The organism is Isoptericola halotolerans (assembly GCF_013149785.1).
GTDB classification, from domain to species: Bacteria; Actinomycetota; Actinomycetes; order Actinomycetales; family Cellulomonadaceae; genus Isoptericola; species Isoptericola halotolerans.
Genome location: NZ_JABEZU010000001.1, coordinates 56151 through 73427, shown reverse-complemented (window position 1 = coordinate 73427; position 17277 = coordinate 56151). Strand labels below are relative to the sequence as shown.

At 73.4% G+C, this 17277-nt stretch carries 25 protein-coding genes and 2 pseudogenes; 13 read left to right on the top strand and 14 right to left on the bottom strand.

Annotated features, from left to right (window positions below):
- Positions 1 to 75 precede the first annotated feature (75 nt).
- The 4 genes and pseudogenes from HDG69_RS00420 to HDG69_RS00410 form a co-directional block, all read right to left on the bottom strand.
- Positions 76 to 636, bottom strand: a complete 561-nt coding sequence (locus HDG69_RS00420; protein WP_343036187.1) for a PhzF family phenazine biosynthesis protein — start codon at positions 634 to 636, stop codon at positions 76 to 78.
- An 89-nt stretch (positions 637 to 725) separates the two neighbouring features.
- Positions 726 to 935 (bottom strand): annotated as a pseudogene (locus HDG69_RS19485) (PhzF family phenazine biosynthesis protein); the annotation flags it as partial.
- Between the two features lie 57 nt (positions 936 to 992).
- Positions 993 to 1769, bottom strand: coding sequence for a tetratricopeptide repeat protein (locus HDG69_RS00415; protein ID WP_171781819.1), 777 nt, complete (start codon positions 1767 to 1769; stop codon positions 993 to 995).
- A gap of 92 nt (positions 1770 to 1861) precedes the next feature.
- Complete coding sequence (locus tag HDG69_RS00410) at positions 1862 to 2323, bottom strand: DUF6653 family protein (RefSeq protein WP_171781818.1); 462 nt, start codon at positions 2321 to 2323, stop codon at positions 1862 to 1864.
- Positions 2324 to 2490: 167 nt separating this feature from the next.
- On the opposite strand from HDG69_RS00410, the gene HDG69_RS00405 reads away from it, so the two are divergent.
- Genes HDG69_RS00405 through HDG69_RS00395 form a run of 3 tightly spaced genes read left to right on the top strand, consistent with a single transcriptional unit; the run spans position 2491 to position 4335 of the window.
- On the top strand, positions 2491 to 2970 hold the full coding sequence (locus tag HDG69_RS00405; protein ID WP_171781817.1) for a DUF2975 domain-containing protein: 480 nt from the start codon (positions 2491 to 2493) through the stop codon (positions 2968 to 2970).
- Positions 2970 to 3182, top strand: coding sequence for a helix-turn-helix domain-containing protein (locus HDG69_RS00400; protein ID WP_171781816.1), 213 nt, complete (start codon positions 2970 to 2972; stop codon positions 3180 to 3182). The genes HDG69_RS00405 and HDG69_RS00400 overlap by 1 nt, the downstream gene beginning before the upstream one ends.
- Positions 3172 to 4335 (top strand): NAD(P)/FAD-dependent oxidoreductase, encoded by a 1164-nt coding sequence (locus tag HDG69_RS00395; protein ID WP_171781815.1) that lies wholly within the window; start codon positions 3172 to 3174, stop codon positions 4333 to 4335. The genes HDG69_RS00400 and HDG69_RS00395 overlap by 11 nt, the downstream gene beginning before the upstream one ends.
- Before the next feature lie 62 nt (positions 4336 to 4397).
- Here HDG69_RS00395 and HDG69_RS00390 read toward each other — a convergent pair whose 3' ends face one another.
- Together HDG69_RS00390 and HDG69_RS00385 are read right to left on the bottom strand one after the other, a co-directional pair.
- Positions 4398 to 4691 carry a DUF4287 domain-containing protein gene (locus HDG69_RS00390; protein ID WP_171781814.1) on the bottom strand — a complete coding sequence of 98 codons (294 nt, stop codon included), beginning with the start codon at positions 4689 to 4691 and terminating at the stop codon, positions 4398 to 4400.
- Positions 4691 to 5026, bottom strand: a complete 336-nt coding sequence (locus HDG69_RS00385) for a cupin domain-containing protein (protein WP_171781813.1) — start codon at positions 5024 to 5026, stop codon at positions 4691 to 4693. The genes HDG69_RS00390 and HDG69_RS00385 overlap by 1 nt, the downstream gene beginning before the upstream one ends.
- Before the next feature lie 88 nt (positions 5027 to 5114).
- On the opposite strand from HDG69_RS00385, the gene HDG69_RS00380 reads away from it, so the two are divergent.
- From HDG69_RS00380 to HDG69_RS00345, 8 genes are all read left to right on the top strand, one after another.
- Positions 5115 to 6092 (top strand): DUF5937 family protein, encoded by a 978-nt coding sequence (locus HDG69_RS00380; RefSeq protein WP_171781812.1) that lies wholly within the window; start codon positions 5115 to 5117, stop codon positions 6090 to 6092.
- Between the two features lie 94 nt (positions 6093 to 6186).
- A complete protein-coding gene (locus HDG69_RS00375) occupies positions 6187 to 7083 on the top strand; it encodes an SDR family oxidoreductase (RefSeq protein WP_171781811.1) in 897 nt (298 codons plus the stop codon).
- Positions 7084 to 7153: 70 nt separating this feature from the next.
- Entirely contained in the window at positions 7154 to 7606 is a 453-nt protein-coding gene (locus HDG69_RS00370) for a nitroreductase/quinone reductase family protein (RefSeq protein ID WP_171781810.1), read from the top strand.
- A 244-nt stretch (positions 7607 to 7850) separates the two neighbouring features.
- The gene (locus HDG69_RS00365; protein ID WP_216645123.1) at positions 7851 to 9386 is read left to right on the top strand and encodes an HNH endonuclease signature motif containing protein; all 1536 of its coding nucleotides are present in this window, start codon (positions 7851 to 7853) and stop codon (positions 9384 to 9386) included.
- Between the two features lie 37 nt (positions 9387 to 9423).
- Positions 9424 to 9912, top strand: coding sequence for a P-loop nucleotide/nucleoside kinase family protein (locus HDG69_RS00360; protein ID WP_171781809.1), 489 nt, complete (start codon positions 9424 to 9426; stop codon positions 9910 to 9912).
- Positions 9913 to 10000: 88 nt separating this feature from the next.
- Entirely contained in the window at positions 10001 to 10681 is a 681-nt protein-coding gene (locus HDG69_RS00355; protein WP_171781808.1) for an HAD family hydrolase, read from the top strand.
- Positions 10682 to 10815: 134 nt separating this feature from the next.
- On the top strand, positions 10816 to 11346 hold the full coding sequence (locus tag HDG69_RS00350; RefSeq protein ID WP_171781807.1) for a hypothetical protein: 531 nt from the start codon (positions 10816 to 10818) through the stop codon (positions 11344 to 11346).
- Positions 11347 to 11421: 75 nt separating this feature from the next.
- Positions 11422 to 12084 (top strand): hypothetical protein, encoded by a 663-nt coding sequence (locus tag HDG69_RS00345; protein ID WP_171781806.1) that lies wholly within the window; start codon positions 11422 to 11424, stop codon positions 12082 to 12084.
- A gap of 63 nt (positions 12085 to 12147) precedes the next feature.
- Here the strand turns inward: HDG69_RS00345 and HDG69_RS00340 are convergent.
- The 7 genes and pseudogenes from HDG69_RS00340 to rpmB form a co-directional block, all read right to left on the bottom strand.
- Positions 12148 to 12489: pseudogene (locus tag HDG69_RS00340) on the bottom strand (SRPBCC domain-containing protein); the annotation flags it as partial.
- 119 nt (positions 12490 to 12608) lie between these two features.
- A complete protein-coding gene (rpmF, locus tag HDG69_RS00335; RefSeq protein ID WP_171781805.1) occupies positions 12609 to 12776 on the bottom strand; it encodes a 50S ribosomal protein L32 in 168 nt (55 codons plus the stop codon).
- Positions 12777 to 12785: 9 nt separating this feature from the next.
- Positions 12786 to 12908: a type B 50S ribosomal protein L36 gene (gene ykgO, locus HDG69_RS00330; RefSeq protein WP_171781804.1), complete on the bottom strand. Its 123-nt coding sequence runs from the start codon at positions 12906 to 12908 to the stop codon at positions 12786 to 12788.
- Positions 12905 to 13231 carry a type B 50S ribosomal protein L31 gene (locus tag HDG69_RS00325; protein WP_171781803.1) on the bottom strand — a complete coding sequence of 109 codons (327 nt, stop codon included), beginning with the start codon at positions 13229 to 13231 and terminating at the stop codon, positions 12905 to 12907. The genes ykgO and HDG69_RS00325 overlap by 4 nt, the downstream gene beginning before the upstream one ends.
- Before the next feature lie 7 nt (positions 13232 to 13238).
- Entirely contained in the window at positions 13239 to 13544 is a 306-nt protein-coding gene (gene rpsN, locus HDG69_RS00320; protein ID WP_171781802.1) for a 30S ribosomal protein S14, read from the bottom strand.
- The gene (gene rpmG / locus HDG69_RS00315; RefSeq protein WP_171781801.1) at positions 13544 to 13711 is read right to left on the bottom strand and encodes a 50S ribosomal protein L33; all 168 of its coding nucleotides are present in this window, start codon (positions 13709 to 13711) and stop codon (positions 13544 to 13546) included. The genes rpsN and rpmG overlap by 1 nt, the downstream gene beginning before the upstream one ends.
- Entirely contained in the window at positions 13711 to 13947 is a 237-nt protein-coding gene (rpmB, locus tag HDG69_RS00310) for a 50S ribosomal protein L28 (RefSeq protein WP_171781800.1), read from the bottom strand. Before rpmB ends, rpmG begins: the two co-directional genes overlap by 1 nt.
- 112 nt (positions 13948 to 14059) lie before the next feature.
- Between rpmB and HDG69_RS00305 the strand changes: the two genes are divergently transcribed.
- Positions 14060 to 15208, top strand: a complete 1149-nt coding sequence (locus HDG69_RS00305) for a GTP-binding protein (RefSeq protein ID WP_343036186.1) — start codon at positions 14060 to 14062, stop codon at positions 15206 to 15208.
- A 61-nt stretch (positions 15209 to 15269) separates the two neighbouring features.
- Complete coding sequence (locus HDG69_RS00300) at positions 15270 to 16016, top strand: class I SAM-dependent methyltransferase (protein WP_171781798.1); 747 nt, start codon at positions 15270 to 15272, stop codon at positions 16014 to 16016.
- An 18-nt stretch (positions 16017 to 16034) separates the two neighbouring features.
- On the opposite strand, the gene HDG69_RS00295 is transcribed toward HDG69_RS00300, so the two are convergent.
- Entirely contained in the window at positions 16035 to 17258 is a 1224-nt protein-coding gene (locus HDG69_RS00295) for an MFS transporter (protein ID WP_171781797.1), read from the bottom strand.
- Positions 17259 to 17277: the final 19 nt, after the last annotated feature.

Here is a 17277-nt window from a genome sequence, read left to right as displayed (position 1 = left end):
AGCTGTTGGCAGCAGTCAGTTCCGACAGCATCGTGCATCGGGTGCTCGCGCTGGATTCGGCAACCAGCGGCAGGCTCAGGCCGGCAGCGCGGCCGTGCCGGACAGGACCACCTCGGCGCGGCCGCCGACCCAGATCCGCCCGTCCTCGGTGTCGACGTGGACGCGGCCCCGGCGTCCCATCGCGGTGCCCTGGGCGGCGACGTAGGGCGCCCTCGCACGCCCGGTCGCGAGGAGCCACTGTGCCGCTGCCGCGTTCAGGCTGCCCGTCACGGGGTCCTCACGCAGGGGTTCGTCCCCCTCGGTGAAGAACGCCCGCAGCTCGAACGCCGACTCAGAGCCCGGGTCGTGCGCACCGATCACCCCGATGTCCCACCTTCCCGGGTGCGCGGAGGCGTCCGGGTGCAGGTCGAGGACGGTGCTCGCGCCGTCGAGCAGCAGGCCCACCCAGCCGGGCCCGTTGTCGAGCCGTTCGGCGTCCAACACCTGCTCACGCCCGATCCCGAGGATCTGCACCAGCGTGTCGAGCAGCTCGGGGTCGACCGAGCCGGAGTGCAGCCGCGGTGGCGCGGCGAAGGCCAGCCGGTCGCCGTCGAGACGCACCGGCACCAGTCCCGCACCGCACTCCTGGACCACCACGCCGGGTGCCGCCGGGGTGCCGCCGGGGTGCCGCCGGCGTCCAGCCAGGCCCGCGCGGTGCCCAGGGTGGGGTGCCCGGCGAACGGCAGCTCGGTGCGCAGGCTGAAGATCCGCACCCGGTAGTCGGCACCGGGCACCGTCGGTGGCAGCACGAACGTGCACTCCGAGAGGTTCGTCCACACCGAGAACCGTCGCAGCGCCTCGTCGTCGAGGCCGTCGGCGTCGAGCACCACCGCGACGGGGTTGCCCGTGCACGGGGCCTGGCCGAAGACGTCCACCTGCCGGAATCTGCGCTCCATCCGCGCAGAGTAGCCCGGGTGCCACCGGGGTCGGGCCCGGCGGCGGCGGAGACAGCATCAGTCGGTCGTGGCGAGGTCCTCCAAGAGCTCAGCGGCCTTCTCGTCCCCGCGCTGCGCCGCGAACCTCCACCAGGTGACCGCCTCGGTACGGTCACCGTCGTCGTCGAGAGCCAGTCCCAGGTTGGTCGCCGCGAAAGCATCTCCTGTCTCGGCGGCGCGGCGCCACGTCTCCCTGGCGTCGGCGTCGCGACCGGCGCGCTCGTACAGCAGCCCGAGCGTGACGGCGACCTCCGACTCACCCCGGTCACGGTGCCGTTCCAGCAGGGCGATCGCCTCCTCGACCGGCTTCGAGGCGCCCAGGGCCAGGTCCACCGCCGACTCCCAGCTGCTCTCCGCGGAGCCTTCGAGCACCTCGGCCGCCCGCTCGTGCTCACCCATCGCGTCGAGAACCCGCGCCAGCCGGTAGCTCGCCTCGGGAAACTGAACTGCCGCGAAGGTGTAGGCATCTCGCGCTTCCTCGAGCGAGCCCTCCGACTCCAGCGCCTGCGCCGCCATGAAGGCGCCCTTGGCGTCGCCGTGCCGCCACGACGCCCGATACGCCTCCAGCGCCTTCGCGTGGTCGTCGTTCTCCGCGTAGAGGTTGCCGAGATTGAGGTACGAGTCGTTCTCCCCGTGGTGGATGGCGGCCAGGTAGAAGGCTTCCACCACGTCGGGGCGCACGTCGAGCCGTCTCAGGTCGTTGGCGACGTCGAAGAGCGCGGCGGCGAGCTGGGAAGGCAGGCCCTCCAACGCCTCCCGGATGTCCCGCACGAGGTGCTCTGGTTCGTCGGTCATCGTCCCGGTCCTGTCGATCTCGTGCGGGGCGCCATGCTACCCAGCCACGGTCCCCGGGTGGCCCTCGCCGGAGAAGCACAGCGGGGTCGTCGTCAGGTGGCCGGGTCCAGGTGCTCCTCCATGCCGGCGGCCTTCTCATCGAGCAGACGGTCGTAGTAGCGGGCCATCAGCTCCCAGTACGCCATCAGCAGCCCCATCCCCAGTGCTGTCGCGGCCGCGGCCGGCACCGCGCGGCGTCGATGGGCGGCGACCATCGCGGCCAGCAAGGCGGCGGTCGCGGCGACGTCGACCGCCATCGCGGTGTCCATCGGGCGCTCGGCGATCCACTGCTCCTCGCCGAGCGCCGCCCGGGTCGCCCATGCCCGGTCGTGCGCGGGTTCGCGGAACACCACCGGGTTGACCGCCATCCACAGGCCGACCAGCGCGGCGTCGCGCGGGCTGCGTCGCCACACCGGGACGAGCATCAGCGGGGTGCTCGCCCACCTCGTCCACATGCTCCACGGGTTGCTGTGGCGCGCAAACACCAGCCGCTTGACCTTGCGCCAGTCCTCCATCGACGGCTCCTTCGCCTCTGCTGAACGCACTCCTCTCGATTCTGCTCCCTCTGCGTCTCTTCGCAGAGCTGATCGGGAGCGACGGGTCCGGTGTCACCCTCGTGAAGATATCGAGAAACGGTCACTACCTATTGACTTTCGATAGTCGAGCCCGCAAGTCTCCCTCTATGTCCCGCACATCCCGCCTCGTGGTCCCGCTCCGCGTCCTGCTCGCCGCCGTGCTCGCCACCCTGGTCACGACGCAGGTCGCCGCGCTCCCGGCGATCCTCGGTCGCACGGCCGAGCAGAACCCCGACCTCGCCCCGTACCGGTGGCCCCTGCTGGCCCTCGCCGTCGTCGTCCTCGCCTGCGTGCAGGTGGTGCTCGTGTGCACCTGGCGGTTGCTGACGATGGTCCGCGACGACGAGATCTTCTCCGAACGCTCGCGACGTTGGGTCGACGCCATCCTCGCGGCGGTCGGTCTGGCCTGGGTGCTGGTCCTCGTCGCGTGCGCGCTGGTCGCCGCCGCCGAAGGCCTGTCCGGCACCGCCGCCCTGCTCCTGGTGGCGCTGCTCGTGGGCGCCGCCGTCGGGCTGCTCATGGTGGTGCTGCGCGCCCTGCTCGTGCAGGCGACCGCGCTGCGCACCGACCTGGACGGGGTGATCTGATGCCGATCGTCGTCCGCCTCGACGTCGAGCTCGCCCGCCGCAAGATGAGCGTCGGCGAGTTCGCCGAACGCGTCGGCCTCACCCCCGCGAACGTGGCCGTGCTGAAGAACGGCCGCGCGAAGGCCGTGCGCTTCTCCACGCTCGAGGCCATGTGCCGCGTGCTCGACTGCCAGCCCGGTGACCTGCTCGAGTGGGTCGAGGATGCGGACTGACGTGCTCGTCGTCGGTGCCGGCCTGGCCGGGCTGCACACCGCCACCGCGCTCGCCCGGCGCGGCCACGACGTCGTGCTCGCCGAGCGCCGCACCCGCCTCGACGGCACCGTGCGGACGACGGGGATCTTCGTGCGCCGCACCCTGGAGGACTTCGACCTGCCGCCCGAGCATCTCGGCCCGCCGATCCGCCGCATGGTGCTCTACCCGCCGTCGCACCGTCGCCCCGTCGTCCTCGACAGCGCCCACGACGAGTACCGCGTGGGTGACATGGCACCGCTCTACGTCACCCAGGCGCGCGCGGCAGCGGCGGCCGGCGTGCGCATCCTGCTCGGCACCCGGTACGCCGGACGCCGCGACGGGCGCCACGTGCTGCACGGCCCGGACGGCCCGGCGGGGGTGCACGCACGGTTCGTCGTGGGGGCCGACGGCGCACGGTCGGCGGTCGCCCGTGAGCTCGGCCTGGGCCGCAACACCGAGATGCTCGTCGGGGCCGAAGAGGTCTACGCCGCGCCCCGCCGAGACGTCGTGCCCGCGTTCCACTGCGTCGTCGACCCCCGCCTCGCGCCGGGCTACCTCGCCTGGGTGCTCGACGACGGCCACCAGGTCCACGTGGGCGTCGCCGGCTACGCCGAGCGCTACCCCCGCGGGATGAGGCGGGCGCTGCGGGAGTTCGCGGCCACGGCACCGGGTCTCGACGGCGTGCCGCGTCCGGGCCACGCCGCGACGGCAGGTGACGGTACCGGGCCTGCCGCCGTCGGGCCGGGGGCGCAGCTGGAGCGCCGGGGCGGACCGATCCCCGTCGGCGGGCTGCTGCGCCGGATCGCGAGCCCGCACGGGCTGCTCGTCGGGGACGCGGCGGGGGCCGTCTCGCCGCTGACCGCCGGCGGGCTGGACCCGTGCCTGCGGCTGTCCGAGCACGCCGTCGACGTCCTCGACGACGCCCTGCGCACGGGACGCCGGGACGTGCTGCGTCGCTACGACGGCGCCGCGCTGCGGGCACGCTTCCGCGGCCGGCTGACGATGCGGCGGGGGCTGTCGATGGTGCGCACGCCGGCGGCCGCGGCGGCGGGGATCGCGCTGCTGCGGACGCCGCCCGGGCGGGCCGCCGCGCGCCGGATCCTGTTCGGGAGCGGGTCGTTCCCCGACCCGTGACTGCCGCACAGCGCGGGGCTCGAGGTGGAGGACCGGCTCGGGGCCGACGCCTGACCGGTCCCTCACCAGTCGTCGGGCCGCGAGTCCTTCCCGTCGAGCCACAGCCGGTCGCTCGCGTCGCGGTGCGCGCCGTCGGAGCCGACGTGCTTGCTGCTGATCCGGTCACCCTTGGTGATCACGTGGGTCATGGCCATCGCGTGGCCGTGGCCGATCCCGTACGTCTCCTTGAGCCACGTCGCCACGGGGGTCGCCTTGCTGCCGGTGCCGAACCCCTGCTCGGTGGCGGCGTCGACGAGCTGGCGCGGGGTGAGCCCGGTCTTGGTCTCGACGGCGTCGAGGTAGGCCTGGAAGGACATCAGCGGTTCTCCTGGATCATGGTGGCGGACGCGTGGATGCAGATCATGCGCAGGGTGCCGGCCCCGGTGCTGGTGAAGCCGTGCCAGACGCCGGGCTGCACGACGGCGGTGTCCCCGGCCCGGGCGACGACGGTCTCGTCGCCGACGGTGATCGTGGCCTCGCCCTCGAGCACGGACCACGTCTCGGTATAGGGGTGACGGTGCGGCCCTGGTCCCTGCCCCGGCTCGTTCGTGACGAGGAAGAACGAGACCTCCGACCCGTGGTCACGCCCCTCGAAGCGCAGGGTGCGCGAGCCCGGGATGCGGATCGCGTCCGCGGTGACGACCGAGGTCATGGCTCCTCCAGGTGCTGCTGCTCCCGGTCCGTGCGGCCGGGGTGGGACAAGCCTGGCGAGCGCCCCGCCCGGTGCCTAGAGTTTCGATGTGCATCGAAACGTCGAGTTCCGGCTCACGCCGGGCGACCTCTCCGCCATCCGGTTCGGGATCTCCCCCGGTCACGAGCTCGCGCACGCGGTCCGGGTGCTCGGCCGCCCGGAGTACCACCCGCTGCACTGGGGCTGGGTGCGACGGTCGCGCCACGACGTCCCGTCGCGCGCCCTCGGGCTCCTGCGGCTCCTGGTCGGCCCCGACGGGTACGTCCCGGACTTCCTCACCTCCACGCCCGGCTGGGACCTCGACCCCGACGAGGAGGTCGAACGGCTCCGTGAGACCGCCCTGGAGCCGATGCGGGTGGACCTGCTCAAGCGCGTCGCCCGCACCAGCGGCGCCGAGCAACGGCTCCTACAGGCCCTGGCGGACGACCTGGTCGGGACACGGGCCGCCGTCGCCGACGCCTGGCAGCAGGTGTGGGACGCCGTCCTGGCCCCGTACTGGCTGCAGCTCGAGCGCCTCCTGCGCGCCGACGTCGGTACGCGCTCGCGCCGCACGACGACGCACGGCCTGGGCGCGATGGTCGACACGTTGCACGAGGCCGTCACCTGGGGGACGGACGCGGTGCACGTGCGGCTGCGGCTGCACGGCGAGGTGCTGGACTGCGCGGGCAGCGGCCTCGTCCTGGCGCCGTCGGTCATGGCCCCGCGCTGCGCCGTCGTGACCGAACCTCCGGCCCAGCCGACACTCTTCTACCCGGCGCTCGGGATCTCCGAACGATGGGCGGACGAACCGACCGGCACGCCGGACGCGCTGGCCGGCGTCCTGGGCGCCGGCCGGGCCGGCGTGCTCCTCGCGCTGCGAGCGCCACTGTCCACCAGCGAGGTCGCCGCCGCCGAAGGGCTCGCGATCTCCACCGCGTCCCACCACCTGTCCCGGCTGCGCGCCGCCCGGCTCGTCGACTCCCACCGCGAGGGTGCGCGCGTGGTGCACGTGCGCACCCCGCTGGGCGAGGCGCTCGTCGGGGGGTGAGGTGCTCGGCGGGGCCGAGGTGCGGCGAACGGCGCGCCACCCGGGTCGGATATCCGCTCGGCCGCGCGGCGGCCTCGTCGCTACGGTCACCGGCATGACCCACCACGACCTTCCCCTCGCCGGCCGCACCGCGCTCGTCACGGGTGTCTCGCGACGCCAGGGCATCGGCTACGCCGTGGCCCGCGAGCTCGCAGGGCTCGGCGCGAACGTGTTCACCCACCACTACGCCCCGCACGACGCCGACCAGCCGTGGGGCGCCGACGACCTCGACGCGGTCGAGCATGGTGTCCGCGAGGCGCTGCGGGGCGACGCCGTCTGCGGTGCGCAGGGCGGGGACCTGCGCGACCCCGCCCAGGTCGACGAGCTCTTCGACGATGCGCGAGCGCTCACCGGAACGGTCGAGATCCTGGTGTGCAACCACGCCCGCAGCGGCGGTGACGGGTCGATCCTCGACATGTCCGCGGCCGCCCTGGACGCGTTCTGGGCGACGAACACCCGCTCCACGCTGCTCCTGACCCGCCGCTTCGCCCAGCAGTCTCGCCGGGACGAGCCGGGCACGACGTCGCGTCCCGGCGAACGCCTGGGCCGCGCCGCGCCGTCGGACCCTGCTGCGCCGTCGGACCCGGCGACCGCGCCGAAGGTGGTGTGGATGACCTCGGGACAGGAGGCCGGGCCGATGCGCGGCGAGGTCGCCTACGCGACCTCCAAGGCGGCACTGGCCGGGGTGACCGCGACCGTGGCGGCCGAGCTGCTCGAGCTGGGCATCGTCCTCAACACCGTGAACCCGGGACCGGTGAACACCGGCTACCTCGACCCTGGCACCACCGACCGGCCCCTGGCAGAGCTCGAGGAGCTGCGCGCGGCGACGCCGTTCGGCCGCTGGGGCGAGCCGACCGACCCCGCCCGGCTCATCGGCTGGCTCGTGAGCCCGGCCGGGTCGTGGATGGTGGGTCAGCGGCTGACGACGGACGGTGGCTTCGGGCTGCAGTGACGGTGGCTCTGCCCCGGCCGCGTAGCCTCGTCGGAGCAGCACGTCACCGCCGACCAGGGAGAACCCATCCATGCCCTTCAGTCACCCGCAGGGCACGTACGGCGCCGGCATACCCGGTGGCCCGCTCATGAAGTGGGCCAACAGGATCGCGTCCTGGCGTGCCCGCCGCGCGCGGGGCAGCACGCTGGGCGTCAGGCTGCTGGTGCTGACCACGACGGGCCGCACGAGCGGGCAGCCGCGCTCCACCCCGCTGGCGTGGTTCCCCGACGGCGACGCCTGGCTGGTCGTGGCGTCCTCCGGCGGCGACGCGGCGAACCCCGGCTGGTACCGCAACCTGGCCGCCCACCCCGACGCGGTCACCATCGAGCTCGCCGGCGAGACGATCCCCGTCTCCGCCACCGAGCTGCAGGGCGAGGGCCGCACCGTCGCGTGGGAGCGGATCAAGGCCGAGGCGAAGCAGTTCGCGGGCTACGAACGCAAGACGGACCGCCAGATCCCCGTGGTGCGGCTGACGCGGCGCTGACCTGGTCGTCCCGCCGGATGCGCTCCAGCGTGCGCCGGGTGCGCTCGAGCGGACGCCGCGGCCCGCCCACGCCGGTCACCCGTCAGCCGTTGCAAGGCCTGGAGGCCACGGCCGCGCCTGTGGACCGTCATGCCGTCCACAGATTCGAAGAATACCCCTGCTGACCTGGTAGTTCGAACGTCTGTTCGATAAGATCGGCGTGCAGGCGGAGCCGAAGTGCCCGCCGCGACGACCAGGGGGGACGATGACGACGCCGCAGGACGCGCTCGCCGCGCTCGACTCCGCCGTCGACGCCCTGGCAGCCGACGGCCTGGCCGCCGACGGCCTGGCCGCCGCAACGCAGGGCGACGACGTCGGCGCCCTGGCCGGGCTGACCGCGAGGCTCCGGACGATCGAGGAGCGACTCGACGCCGTCCGTCTGCGGTGGCTCGCGGAGCTCGACGACGCCGGGGCGTGGGCTCTCGACGGGTCCCGGTCGTTCGCGCACTGGCTGTCCCGGACGCAGGACGTCACACTGGCCACCGCGCGCCGCGAGGTGCGAACGGCGAAGACCCTTCGCGACGTGCTGCCCGCCACGGCCCTCGCGGCCGCTCGAGGGACCGTCGGCGCGGACCACGTGCGGGCGATGGTGGACGTCGCCCCGACGTCTCGGGCCCGCCGTGAGGCCCTGGCGGCTCCGGTGGAGGCGCCCGGTGCGAACGAGCCAGGAGCGGCTGCGACGTCCGATGACCAGGTACCACCGACCGGTGAGGAGTTCCTGATCGGTCTCGCGACGCGCTACCCGGTCGGCCCCTTCCGTCGCATGCTGCGACGGTTCGCGCACGTCGCCGACCCCGAGTCCGACGAGCGCGGGTACGCCCGCTCCCGCGAGAAGGAGTTCTTCGAGATCTCGCCCACCTGGGACGGCTACCACGTGGCGGGGTTCCTCACCGAGGAGCACGGGCAGGTACTGCGCGCCGCGCTCGACAGCGTCGTCGGGGCGCCCGCTGCTGCGGACACCCGGACCTCCACGCAGCGCAGGGCCCAGGGCATCGCCGACCTCGCCCGGATCGCCCTCGACAACGCCTCCGTGGGCACCGGTGCGTCGGTCCGCCCCCACCTGAACGTCACCGTCGGCCTCGGCGAGCTGCGCAGGGCGCTCGCCTCCACGGACCACGCCTCCACGACGACAGCCGCCGACGCCGCCCGCACGGCGGCGGGAACCTCCGGCGTCGGTCCGCACCGGGTCCTTGACGCCCACGCCGGTGATGGCACAGAGGACGGGAGGCGCGACGGGACAGACGACGACCATCTCGCCGGCAACGACCTCCCGGTCTTCGCGGACGGACGCGGCCCGCTGCCGTCGTCGCTCCTGCGCCGGCTCGCCTGTGACAGCGAGATGTCCCGGATCGTCTTCGGACCGGACAGTCAGGTCCTGGACGTCGGTCGAAGTCGCCGGACCGTCACCGGACAGCTGCGTCGGGCCGTGATCGCGCGAGACCGGTACTGCACCTGGCCCGGATGCCAGGAACCACCGAGCCGGTGCGAGGTCCACCACGCCGTCACGCACTGGGCCGACGGCGGAAGCACCAGCGTCGACAACGGGGCGCTGCTGTGCTGGCACCACCACGACCGGGTCGACGGACAGGGCGTCACGATGCGCTGGCGAGAGGGTTGCTGGGAGTTCCGCGACCGGCACGGCAACCCGATCGGCGACACCGACGGGACCCGCGGCGACGCGTTCGACGATCTCCGGGAGCCAGCCCGTGCAGGACACCGAGAGCACCGAGAAGCCGCATGATCGCGGCAGCCCGCGCCCGGCGCGCTAGCCTCGGCGCATGAGCCGGGTGTTCCTGCTGTGCGGTCCCGCCGGGTTCGGCAAGTCCACGCGCGCCCGCGCACTGGAGGCCCAGGGCTGGGCACGCCTGTCCCTCGACGTCGCCGCCTGGCGCGAGGGCTTCCGGGATCACCCCCTGCCCGACGACGTCACCGACCGGCTGAAGGCGGAGCTGCAGCGCGAGTGCGTGGACCTCGTGAGAGCAGGATGCGACATCGTCGTCGACCTGTCGTTCTGGTCGCGCGCCATGCGCGACGAGTACCGGGACCTGCTGCGCCCCCTCGGAGTGGTCCCGGTGACGATCTACCTGCCTGCGCCGCGCGAGGTCGTCCTCGAGCGCCTCGCCCGCCGTACCGGCTCCGGGCCCGACGACGTGCTGGTCACCCGCGAGACCGCGCTGCGCTACCTCGACGCCTTCGAGCCTCCGACGCCGGACGAGGGTCCTCTCGAGGTGCTGGAGCACCACCTGGGCCCGGCCGCTCCCGCCTGAGCGCCGAGGTGGCGGGATAGCGGCTCTGCCCGCAGGATCGACAGATGACTCCTGACGCACAGACCGTGTCCCCGCACCGGCGGCCCGCATGACGGGCGCGGTGCTGCTGGACGTCGACGGGACGCTGGTCGACTCGAACTACATGCAGGTCGACGCGTGGGTCCACGCCTTTCGCGACGTCGGGATCGAGATCGACGCCTGGCGCGTGCACCGGACCCTCGGCATGGCCGGGCCACAGCTGGTGACCCGCGTGGCGGAGCTCAGCGGCGCGGAGCTGTCGGACGAGACGGCGGAGCAGGTCAAGGAGCACCACTCCCGGCACGCGGCGGAGTCCGCCCACCTGCTGCGAGCGTTCGACGGCGCACGAGAGCTCGTGCGCACCATCAGCGAACGAGGTGCGCGACCGGTGCTCGCGACGTCGGCGTCCCCCGAGATGCTCGAACGCCTGCGCGAGGTGCTCGACGTGGACGACCTGCTGCACGCCGTGACGTCGGCGCAGGACGTCGAGGAGTCCAAGCCGGAACCCGAGCTCGTGCAGGTGGCGCTCGAGGCCGCAGGTGTCGAGGCCTCGCAGGCCGTCTTCCTGGGGGACTCGGTGTGGGACGCCGTCGCCGCCGAGCGGGCCGGCGTGCCGTGCGTCGGCGTCCTCAGCGGCGGGGTCGGTGCGCACGAGCTCACCGAGGCCGGTGCCGTCGAGACCTACACCGATGTCGCCGAGCTCCTCGCCGACCTGGACGGCAGCGCGCTGGCGGCGGTCTTCTCGGGCTAGGCAGGCACGCACCGGCGACCCCTGATGCTGGGAACTGCATGGCTGCGCGATCGGGCTGACGCTCCGAGGATGGGCGAGTCGGGGCCATCATCTCGGTGTCGACCGGGGCCGGCTCGCCACCTGGGGAGTGAGCCATGAAGAGGTACCTCTACGCCATCGCCAGCACGGCACTCCTGGCCGCCGCCGGCCTGCTCGCGGCGCCACCAGCCGCAGCGAGTCTGACCGTGGTCAACTGCGTCGGCGACTCGGTCGGCACGTACGACCCCGGAGTCACGAACGTCGTCCAGACCCTGGAGGTCACGGGCCACGACCAAGCGTCCTGCGTGAGCCTGACCCACCCGACGCTCACGTCGTTCACCGCGGACTACAGCGGCGAGGTCACGAAGTCGCGCACCACGCTGTTCGGCGGAGGAAGCGGGACACAGACCATCTTCTGGAACGGAGGCTCGACCGTCACGAGCGCCTGGTCGTGGTTCTCGACCTCGACGACGGTCAACGGCACCTACGTGCTGACCGTCACTGGGCCGATCACCAGCGGGGCGCTTGCGGGCTCGACGCTCACGCAGGTGGTCACGTTCGCGTCGCTCGACCTGGGGGCGTGCAACCAGCCGGGTGGGCTCACGGGATACGACGCGCCGTCCACCTGGATCTTCAGCAGCCTGTAGCTGGTGAACTGCAGCAGCCCGAAGGCCTGATCGAGTGCCGCGCACGACGGGTCGCGGGTCGCTACGGTGGCCTGTGTGTTCTCGGACGGACGGCGGCGGCGTGCCGCACGCAAGGTCAAGCCCGGGGCCGGGCATCCGCTCCCACGCTTCCGGTGGTGGCAGCCGTTCTCCCGCGCCCTGCTGCACCTTCATCTCGACGGCGAGGGCGGTCAGTTGCACACCTGGTCGGTCGACGTCAAGCTCTGGGGGGACTCGAACGGTGAGGTCCTCGCGCACCTCTACCGGGACGGCCACCACCACGCGTCGTCCAAGCTGCCGGCGGCGTTCCCCGTGCCCGGCGGCACCGTGGAGGTGGCGGCGAGCGGATACGGTCTGCGACGCTGCCACTACGTCGCCGACGACGGGACGGAACGGCAGCTCGTGCCGGACCCGGCCTCCGCGGAGGGCCGTCGCGCGCGCCTGGAGCGGGACCACCCTGCCGCAGACCAGGCCCTCGGCGCCGTATCCCTCGCCGTCCTCCTCGTCGCCCTCGTCCTCGGCCTCCCGCAGATCGCGGAGGAGATCACGCGGATCCCTCCGGTCGCCGAGCACGTGGGCACGTTCACCTCACCGATCCAGCTCCCCGCGTGGCTCAACGTCGGGCTCTTCATGGCCGCCCTCCTGGCCAGCACCGAGCGCGCCCTGCGCCTGCGCTACCACTGGTTGCTGGACGGCGGCCTCTTCGAGGGCGAGACCTGAGCACGGAGCCGTCGGCGGCGGCACATGCGCCGGGCGACGTACGCGGTGCGACGTGCGACGTGCTCAGCCCTCGCCGTCGGTGGCCCGCGCGTACCTGCCGAGCACGTCGGCCCAGCCGTCGGCGTCGTCGGCGCGAGCAGCCGTGGGATCGGGGTACGCCTCCCACCCGGAGTGCTCGAGCGGGACCAGGGTGGCGGCGTCGTCCTCGGCCGGCTCGAACGTCACGGTAACCCGGGTGGCGTCTTCGGGGGCGCGCCCCGGGTGCCAGGTGAAGGCGAGCGAGCGTGGCTCGTCGCGCTGGACGATCGTTCCCCAGACGGCGGCCTGCCCGTCGGGGCCGGTCTCGAGGAGGCGGTCGCCGTCGTGCCGGACCGAGCCTCCGGCCCCGAAGCAGCTGAATCTCTCGAGCGGCCACCACGTGCCGAGTTCTCTGACGAAGAGGGCGTAGGCGGCGGCCGGGTCGACGGCGACGACACGACGACGGCCCCCTGACCGGTGTCAGGGGGCCGTCGGGATGCCGGTCGTCAGCGGACGTCGATGCGACCCTCGCGCACCGCGCGGGCCAGCCGCGGCGGGACCTGGACGGTCTCGCCGCCGACCGTGACCGGCACGAGGGCCGGCTCGACGGCCTTCCACTGCGCGCGCCGGCTGCGGGTGCGCGAGCGGGACATCTTCCGCTTGGGGACTGCCATGGTTGCTCCTCAGCCTTGGCGCGCCTTCCAGCGCGGGTTCTGCTTGTTGATGACGTAGGTCTTGCCGCGACGCCGGACGACCTTGGCGCCCGGCTTGTCCTTCAGCGACCGCAGGGAGGCACGAACCTTCATCGCGCTCCCCCGCTCGCAGCGGCACCGGCACCGGCACCGGCACCGGCGGCAGAACCGGCCCCGTAGCGGCGGCGGAACTTCTCGACGCGACCCGCGGTGTCCACGACGCGCGCGGCGCCGGTCCAGAAGGGGTGGCTCGCGCTCGAGATGTCGACGTCGATCACCGGGTAGGTGTTGCCGTCCTCCCACTCGACGGTGCGCGTGGGGCGGCCGGGCCCGGAGTGGGTCTCGCCGGCCAACGTGGAACGCGTCAGGAACGCGAACCCGGCACTGTTGTCACGGAACACGACCGGCCCGTAGGTCGGGTGGATGTCCTTCTTCATGATCTCCTCACCAGCTCGACTTCGTCACGCCGGGCAGCTCGCCGCGGTGCGCCATCTGGCGCATCCGGATGCGGGAGAGCCCGAACTTGCCGACGTAGCCGCGGGGGCGGCCGTCGGCGGCGTCGCGGTTGCGCACCCGGGTGGCGCTGGCGTCGCGGGGCTGGCGCTGCAGCTCCAGGACGGCGCCGGCGCGCTCCTCGTGGGTGGACGACGGCGACGCGATGACCCGCTTCAGCTCGGCCCGACGCTCGGCGTACCGGGCGACGACCTCACGGCGGCGCTCGTTCGCGGCGATCTTCGACTTCTTGGCCATCAGCGGGTCTCCTTGAACTCGACGTGCTTGCGCACGACCGGGTCGTACTTGCGCAGCGTCAGCCGGTCGGGGCTGTTGCGGCGGTTCTTGCGCGTCACGTAGGTGAAGCCGGTGCCCGCGGTGGAGCGCAGCTTGATGATCGGACGCAGGTCAGCCTTGGATGCCATCAGACCTTCTCCCCTCGTGCCAGGATCCGAGCGACGACGACGTCGATGCCGTCACGGTCGATCGTCTTGATGCCCTTGGCGCTCACGCGCAGGGTGACGGTGCGACCGAGGGACGGGACCCAGTAGCGCTTCTTCTGGATGTTGGGGTTGAACCGCCGCTTGGTCCGCACGTGCGAGTGCGAGATCGAGTGGCCGAACCCCGGGACGGTGCCGAGCACCTGACAGCGGGCGGACATGGCTTCCTTTCCGGCGCGACGTCCTGCGACAGGGCGGCGCTTTGAGAACACTTCTCATCTAGGGGCTAGAGTGTGCCAGAGACGATTATCATTCTCAACACGAGGAGGCGCTGTGCATTCCCGACCGGACCAGCCCGCGAACGCCCACCTGCCCGCGCTCAGCGTGCTCGTCAGCACCGACCCCGTCCTGCGCGACACCACCGCCGCGAGCCTCACGCTCACGTCGCCGGGCGCCGTCGTCGTCCGTCACGACCTGCTGCCCGACGACGGCGCGCTGCGTCGCGTGGTCGTCGACTCGACCGGCGTGGTCGAGGACGTGACCGTGGAGCTGGAGCACGCCTGCGTGTCCTGCAGCGTCCGCGAGGACGCCGTGCCCACCCTCGCCCGGCTCGCCGAGACCGGTCGCTGGACGGACCTGGTCCTCGCCCTGCCGGTCACGGCCGAACCGCTGCCCGTCGCGCGCGCGCTGGCCACGTACACCGCCCACGGCGAGGTCCTGGAGTCGGTGCGCTTCACCGCCACGACCGCCGTCGTCGACCTCGACCGGGTGGAGTCCGACCTCCTCGGCAACGACCTCGTCGACGAGCGCGGCCTCGCCCTGACCGACGACGACGAGCGCCCGCTCGGGGAGGCGCTCGCCGCCCAGCTCGAGCAGGTCGACGTGGTCGTCACCACGGGCGACGACCCCACCGGCGCCGGGCTGGTCGACCGCCTGCGCGCCGGCGACAGCCAGCGCATCGACGGCCTGCACGAGCTCGACGTCGCCCAGCTCGCCGCCCGCAGCCACGACACCGTCGCCGCCGAGGGCCGGGCCCACCCGCTCGGTGCCCGCGGCGGACGCCAGGCGGCGAAGGACCCGCAGGACCGCAGCTGGAGCCTGCTGCTGAAGTCCCGCCGCCCCTTCCACCCCGAGCGCCTCCTGGAGCAGATCGAGCACCTGGGCACCGGCCCCGTCCGCAGCCGCGGCGTGTTCCACGTCCCCGACCGCCCGGACTCCGTCTGCCTGTGGGACGGCGCCGGCGGCGCCCTGTGCGTCGCCGACCTCGGCACCTGGCAGGAGGTCGCCGGCAACCGGCCACCCGTCACGCGCATCCTCGTCGTCGGCGCTGGCGACCCGGACGAGTCCCGGATGATCCGCGACCGGATCCTCGACGCGTTCGGCGAGGCGCTCGCCACCGGAGAGGAGGTCGGCGACGGCGGCCTGCGCTGGCTCGGCAGCGAGGACGTCCTCGAGCCCTGGCTCGGCGCGCGCGCCCTGTGAGGTGGCCGCAGGGACCGGTATGAGGAGGACTCCCGCCGGTTCCCTGCGTAGCGTCGCCCTCATGAGACCGTTCGAGGAGCTGGTGAGCGAGGCCGAGGTCGCCGACGTCAGCGGCTGGGGTTTCGGATGGCTCGACGGACGGGCCACCGAGGAGCGGCCGCCCTGGGGCTACGCGCGGCTGCTGGCCGACCGTCTGGGGCAGGTGGGCTCCGCGCTCGACGTCGACACCGGCGGCGGCGAGGTCGTCGCCGAGGCGCCCGTCCTCCCGGCCGGCATGGTGGTGACCGAGAGCTGGCCGCCGAACGTCCGACGTGCCCGCGAGGTGCTCGGCCCGCGAGGCGTCCGGGTGGTCCAGGCGGACAGCAGCGCACTGCCCTTCGCGGAGGGGTCGTTCGAGCTGGTGACGTCACGGCACCCGGTCCGGCCGGACTGGGAGGAGATCCGCCGGGTGCTCGCGCCGGGCGGTCGGTACCTCGCCCAGCACGTCGGCCCGGCGTCGGCGTTCGAGCTCATCGAGCACTTCGTCGGGCCCCTGACGGCGGAGCGCAGCGAGCGCGACCCCCGGCGGGAGGCCGCCGCCGCGGAAGCAGCCGGCCTGACCGTCGATCGGGTGCGGACGACCCGGTGCCGGGTGGAGCTCTTCGACGTCGGGGCGGTGGTCTGGGTCCTGCGCAAGTGCGTGTGGTGGGTCCCCGACTTCTCGGTGGCCCGGTACGAGAGCAGCCTGCGAGACCTCGACGCGCGCCTGCGGGCGGGCGAACCCTTCGTCGCGCACTCGACGAGACACCTCGTCGAGGCCCACCGCTGAGGGCCTGTCCCTGACCGTCTACCGGTCCGAGGCCGCGCCACCGGCGGCCGAGAACCGGCCCGTCACCAGCAGGGCGGCCGCCGCCACGACGCAGACGACGGCGGTGGTGGCCAGGCCGGCGGCGAAGCTCGCCCCCGCTGCGATGAACCCGACCACCAGCGAGCCCAGCCCGGTGCCGGCGTCGAACCCGATGTTCCACACGGTGCTGGCCGTCGGGTGCGAGCGGCGGGGCACGGCGGCGAACGCCTCGACGAGCGTGAGGTTCTGCAGGCTGCCGTACGAGATCCCGACGATCGTCATGCCCACCACGAGCCCGACCGCCCACGTGCCGCCGTCGGCGATCGCCCACGCGCTCAGCGCCAGCCCGCCGGCGCACAGCACCAGCAGCGGGGCCATGAACACCCGGGCGCCGTACCGGTCGGCCGGGCCGCCCACCGCCCAGCGCGAGAGGGCCGTCGCCGCGGTGAAACCGAGCAGCGCGACCATCGCGAGCGTCGCGCTGCCGGCGAACTGCGGTGTGAACGTCAGCAGCGCCCCACCCGGCGTCGTGACCACGAGGAGCACCAGCGACGGCATCACGAGCGCGAGCAGCAGCCGGCCGCGCGCCGGGCGGTCCTCCGTGGGGTCAGGGGCGGTCCGGGCGTCCTCGGACGCGATGCCGTCGAGCCGGCGGCCGAGCACGGCCGCGAACGGCACCGCGAGCGCCGGCAGCGCCCCCAGGGCGAACACCACCCGGAAGTCGAGGGTCTCGGCGATCCAGGCGGCGCTCGGCACCAGCAGGAGCTGGGGGACGGCGATCGAGAGCCCGTACACGCCGATCGCGCGCCCGTGCCGCGGGCCGTCGACCAGCGCCGCCACCGCGCTCGACCCGCACACCGTCAGCACGGCGAACCCCATGCCGCGGACGGCGGAGAGCACGAGCAGCCAGGGCAGCGCGTCCGTCAGCACGAACAGCGCCGACGGCAGCCCCAGGAGCAGCACCCCGGCGACCATCGTGGGCCGCCAGCCGATGCGTCGCAGCACCGTCGGCATGCTGGTCTGGGTGACGACGGTCGCGAGCATGAGCACGGCGTTGATCAGGCCGGCTCCGCCGGACCCGGCACCACCCTGCACCGCCCACAGCGGCGCGACGGGCAGCAGCAGCGCATAGCCCGCGAACCCGAGGGCGGACAGGGTCAGCAGGGACCACATCCCCGGGACCTGGGTGATCGGGGCGGAGGACGAGGGGACGGGGCGGCGCATCCTGGGCAACATATCCCGG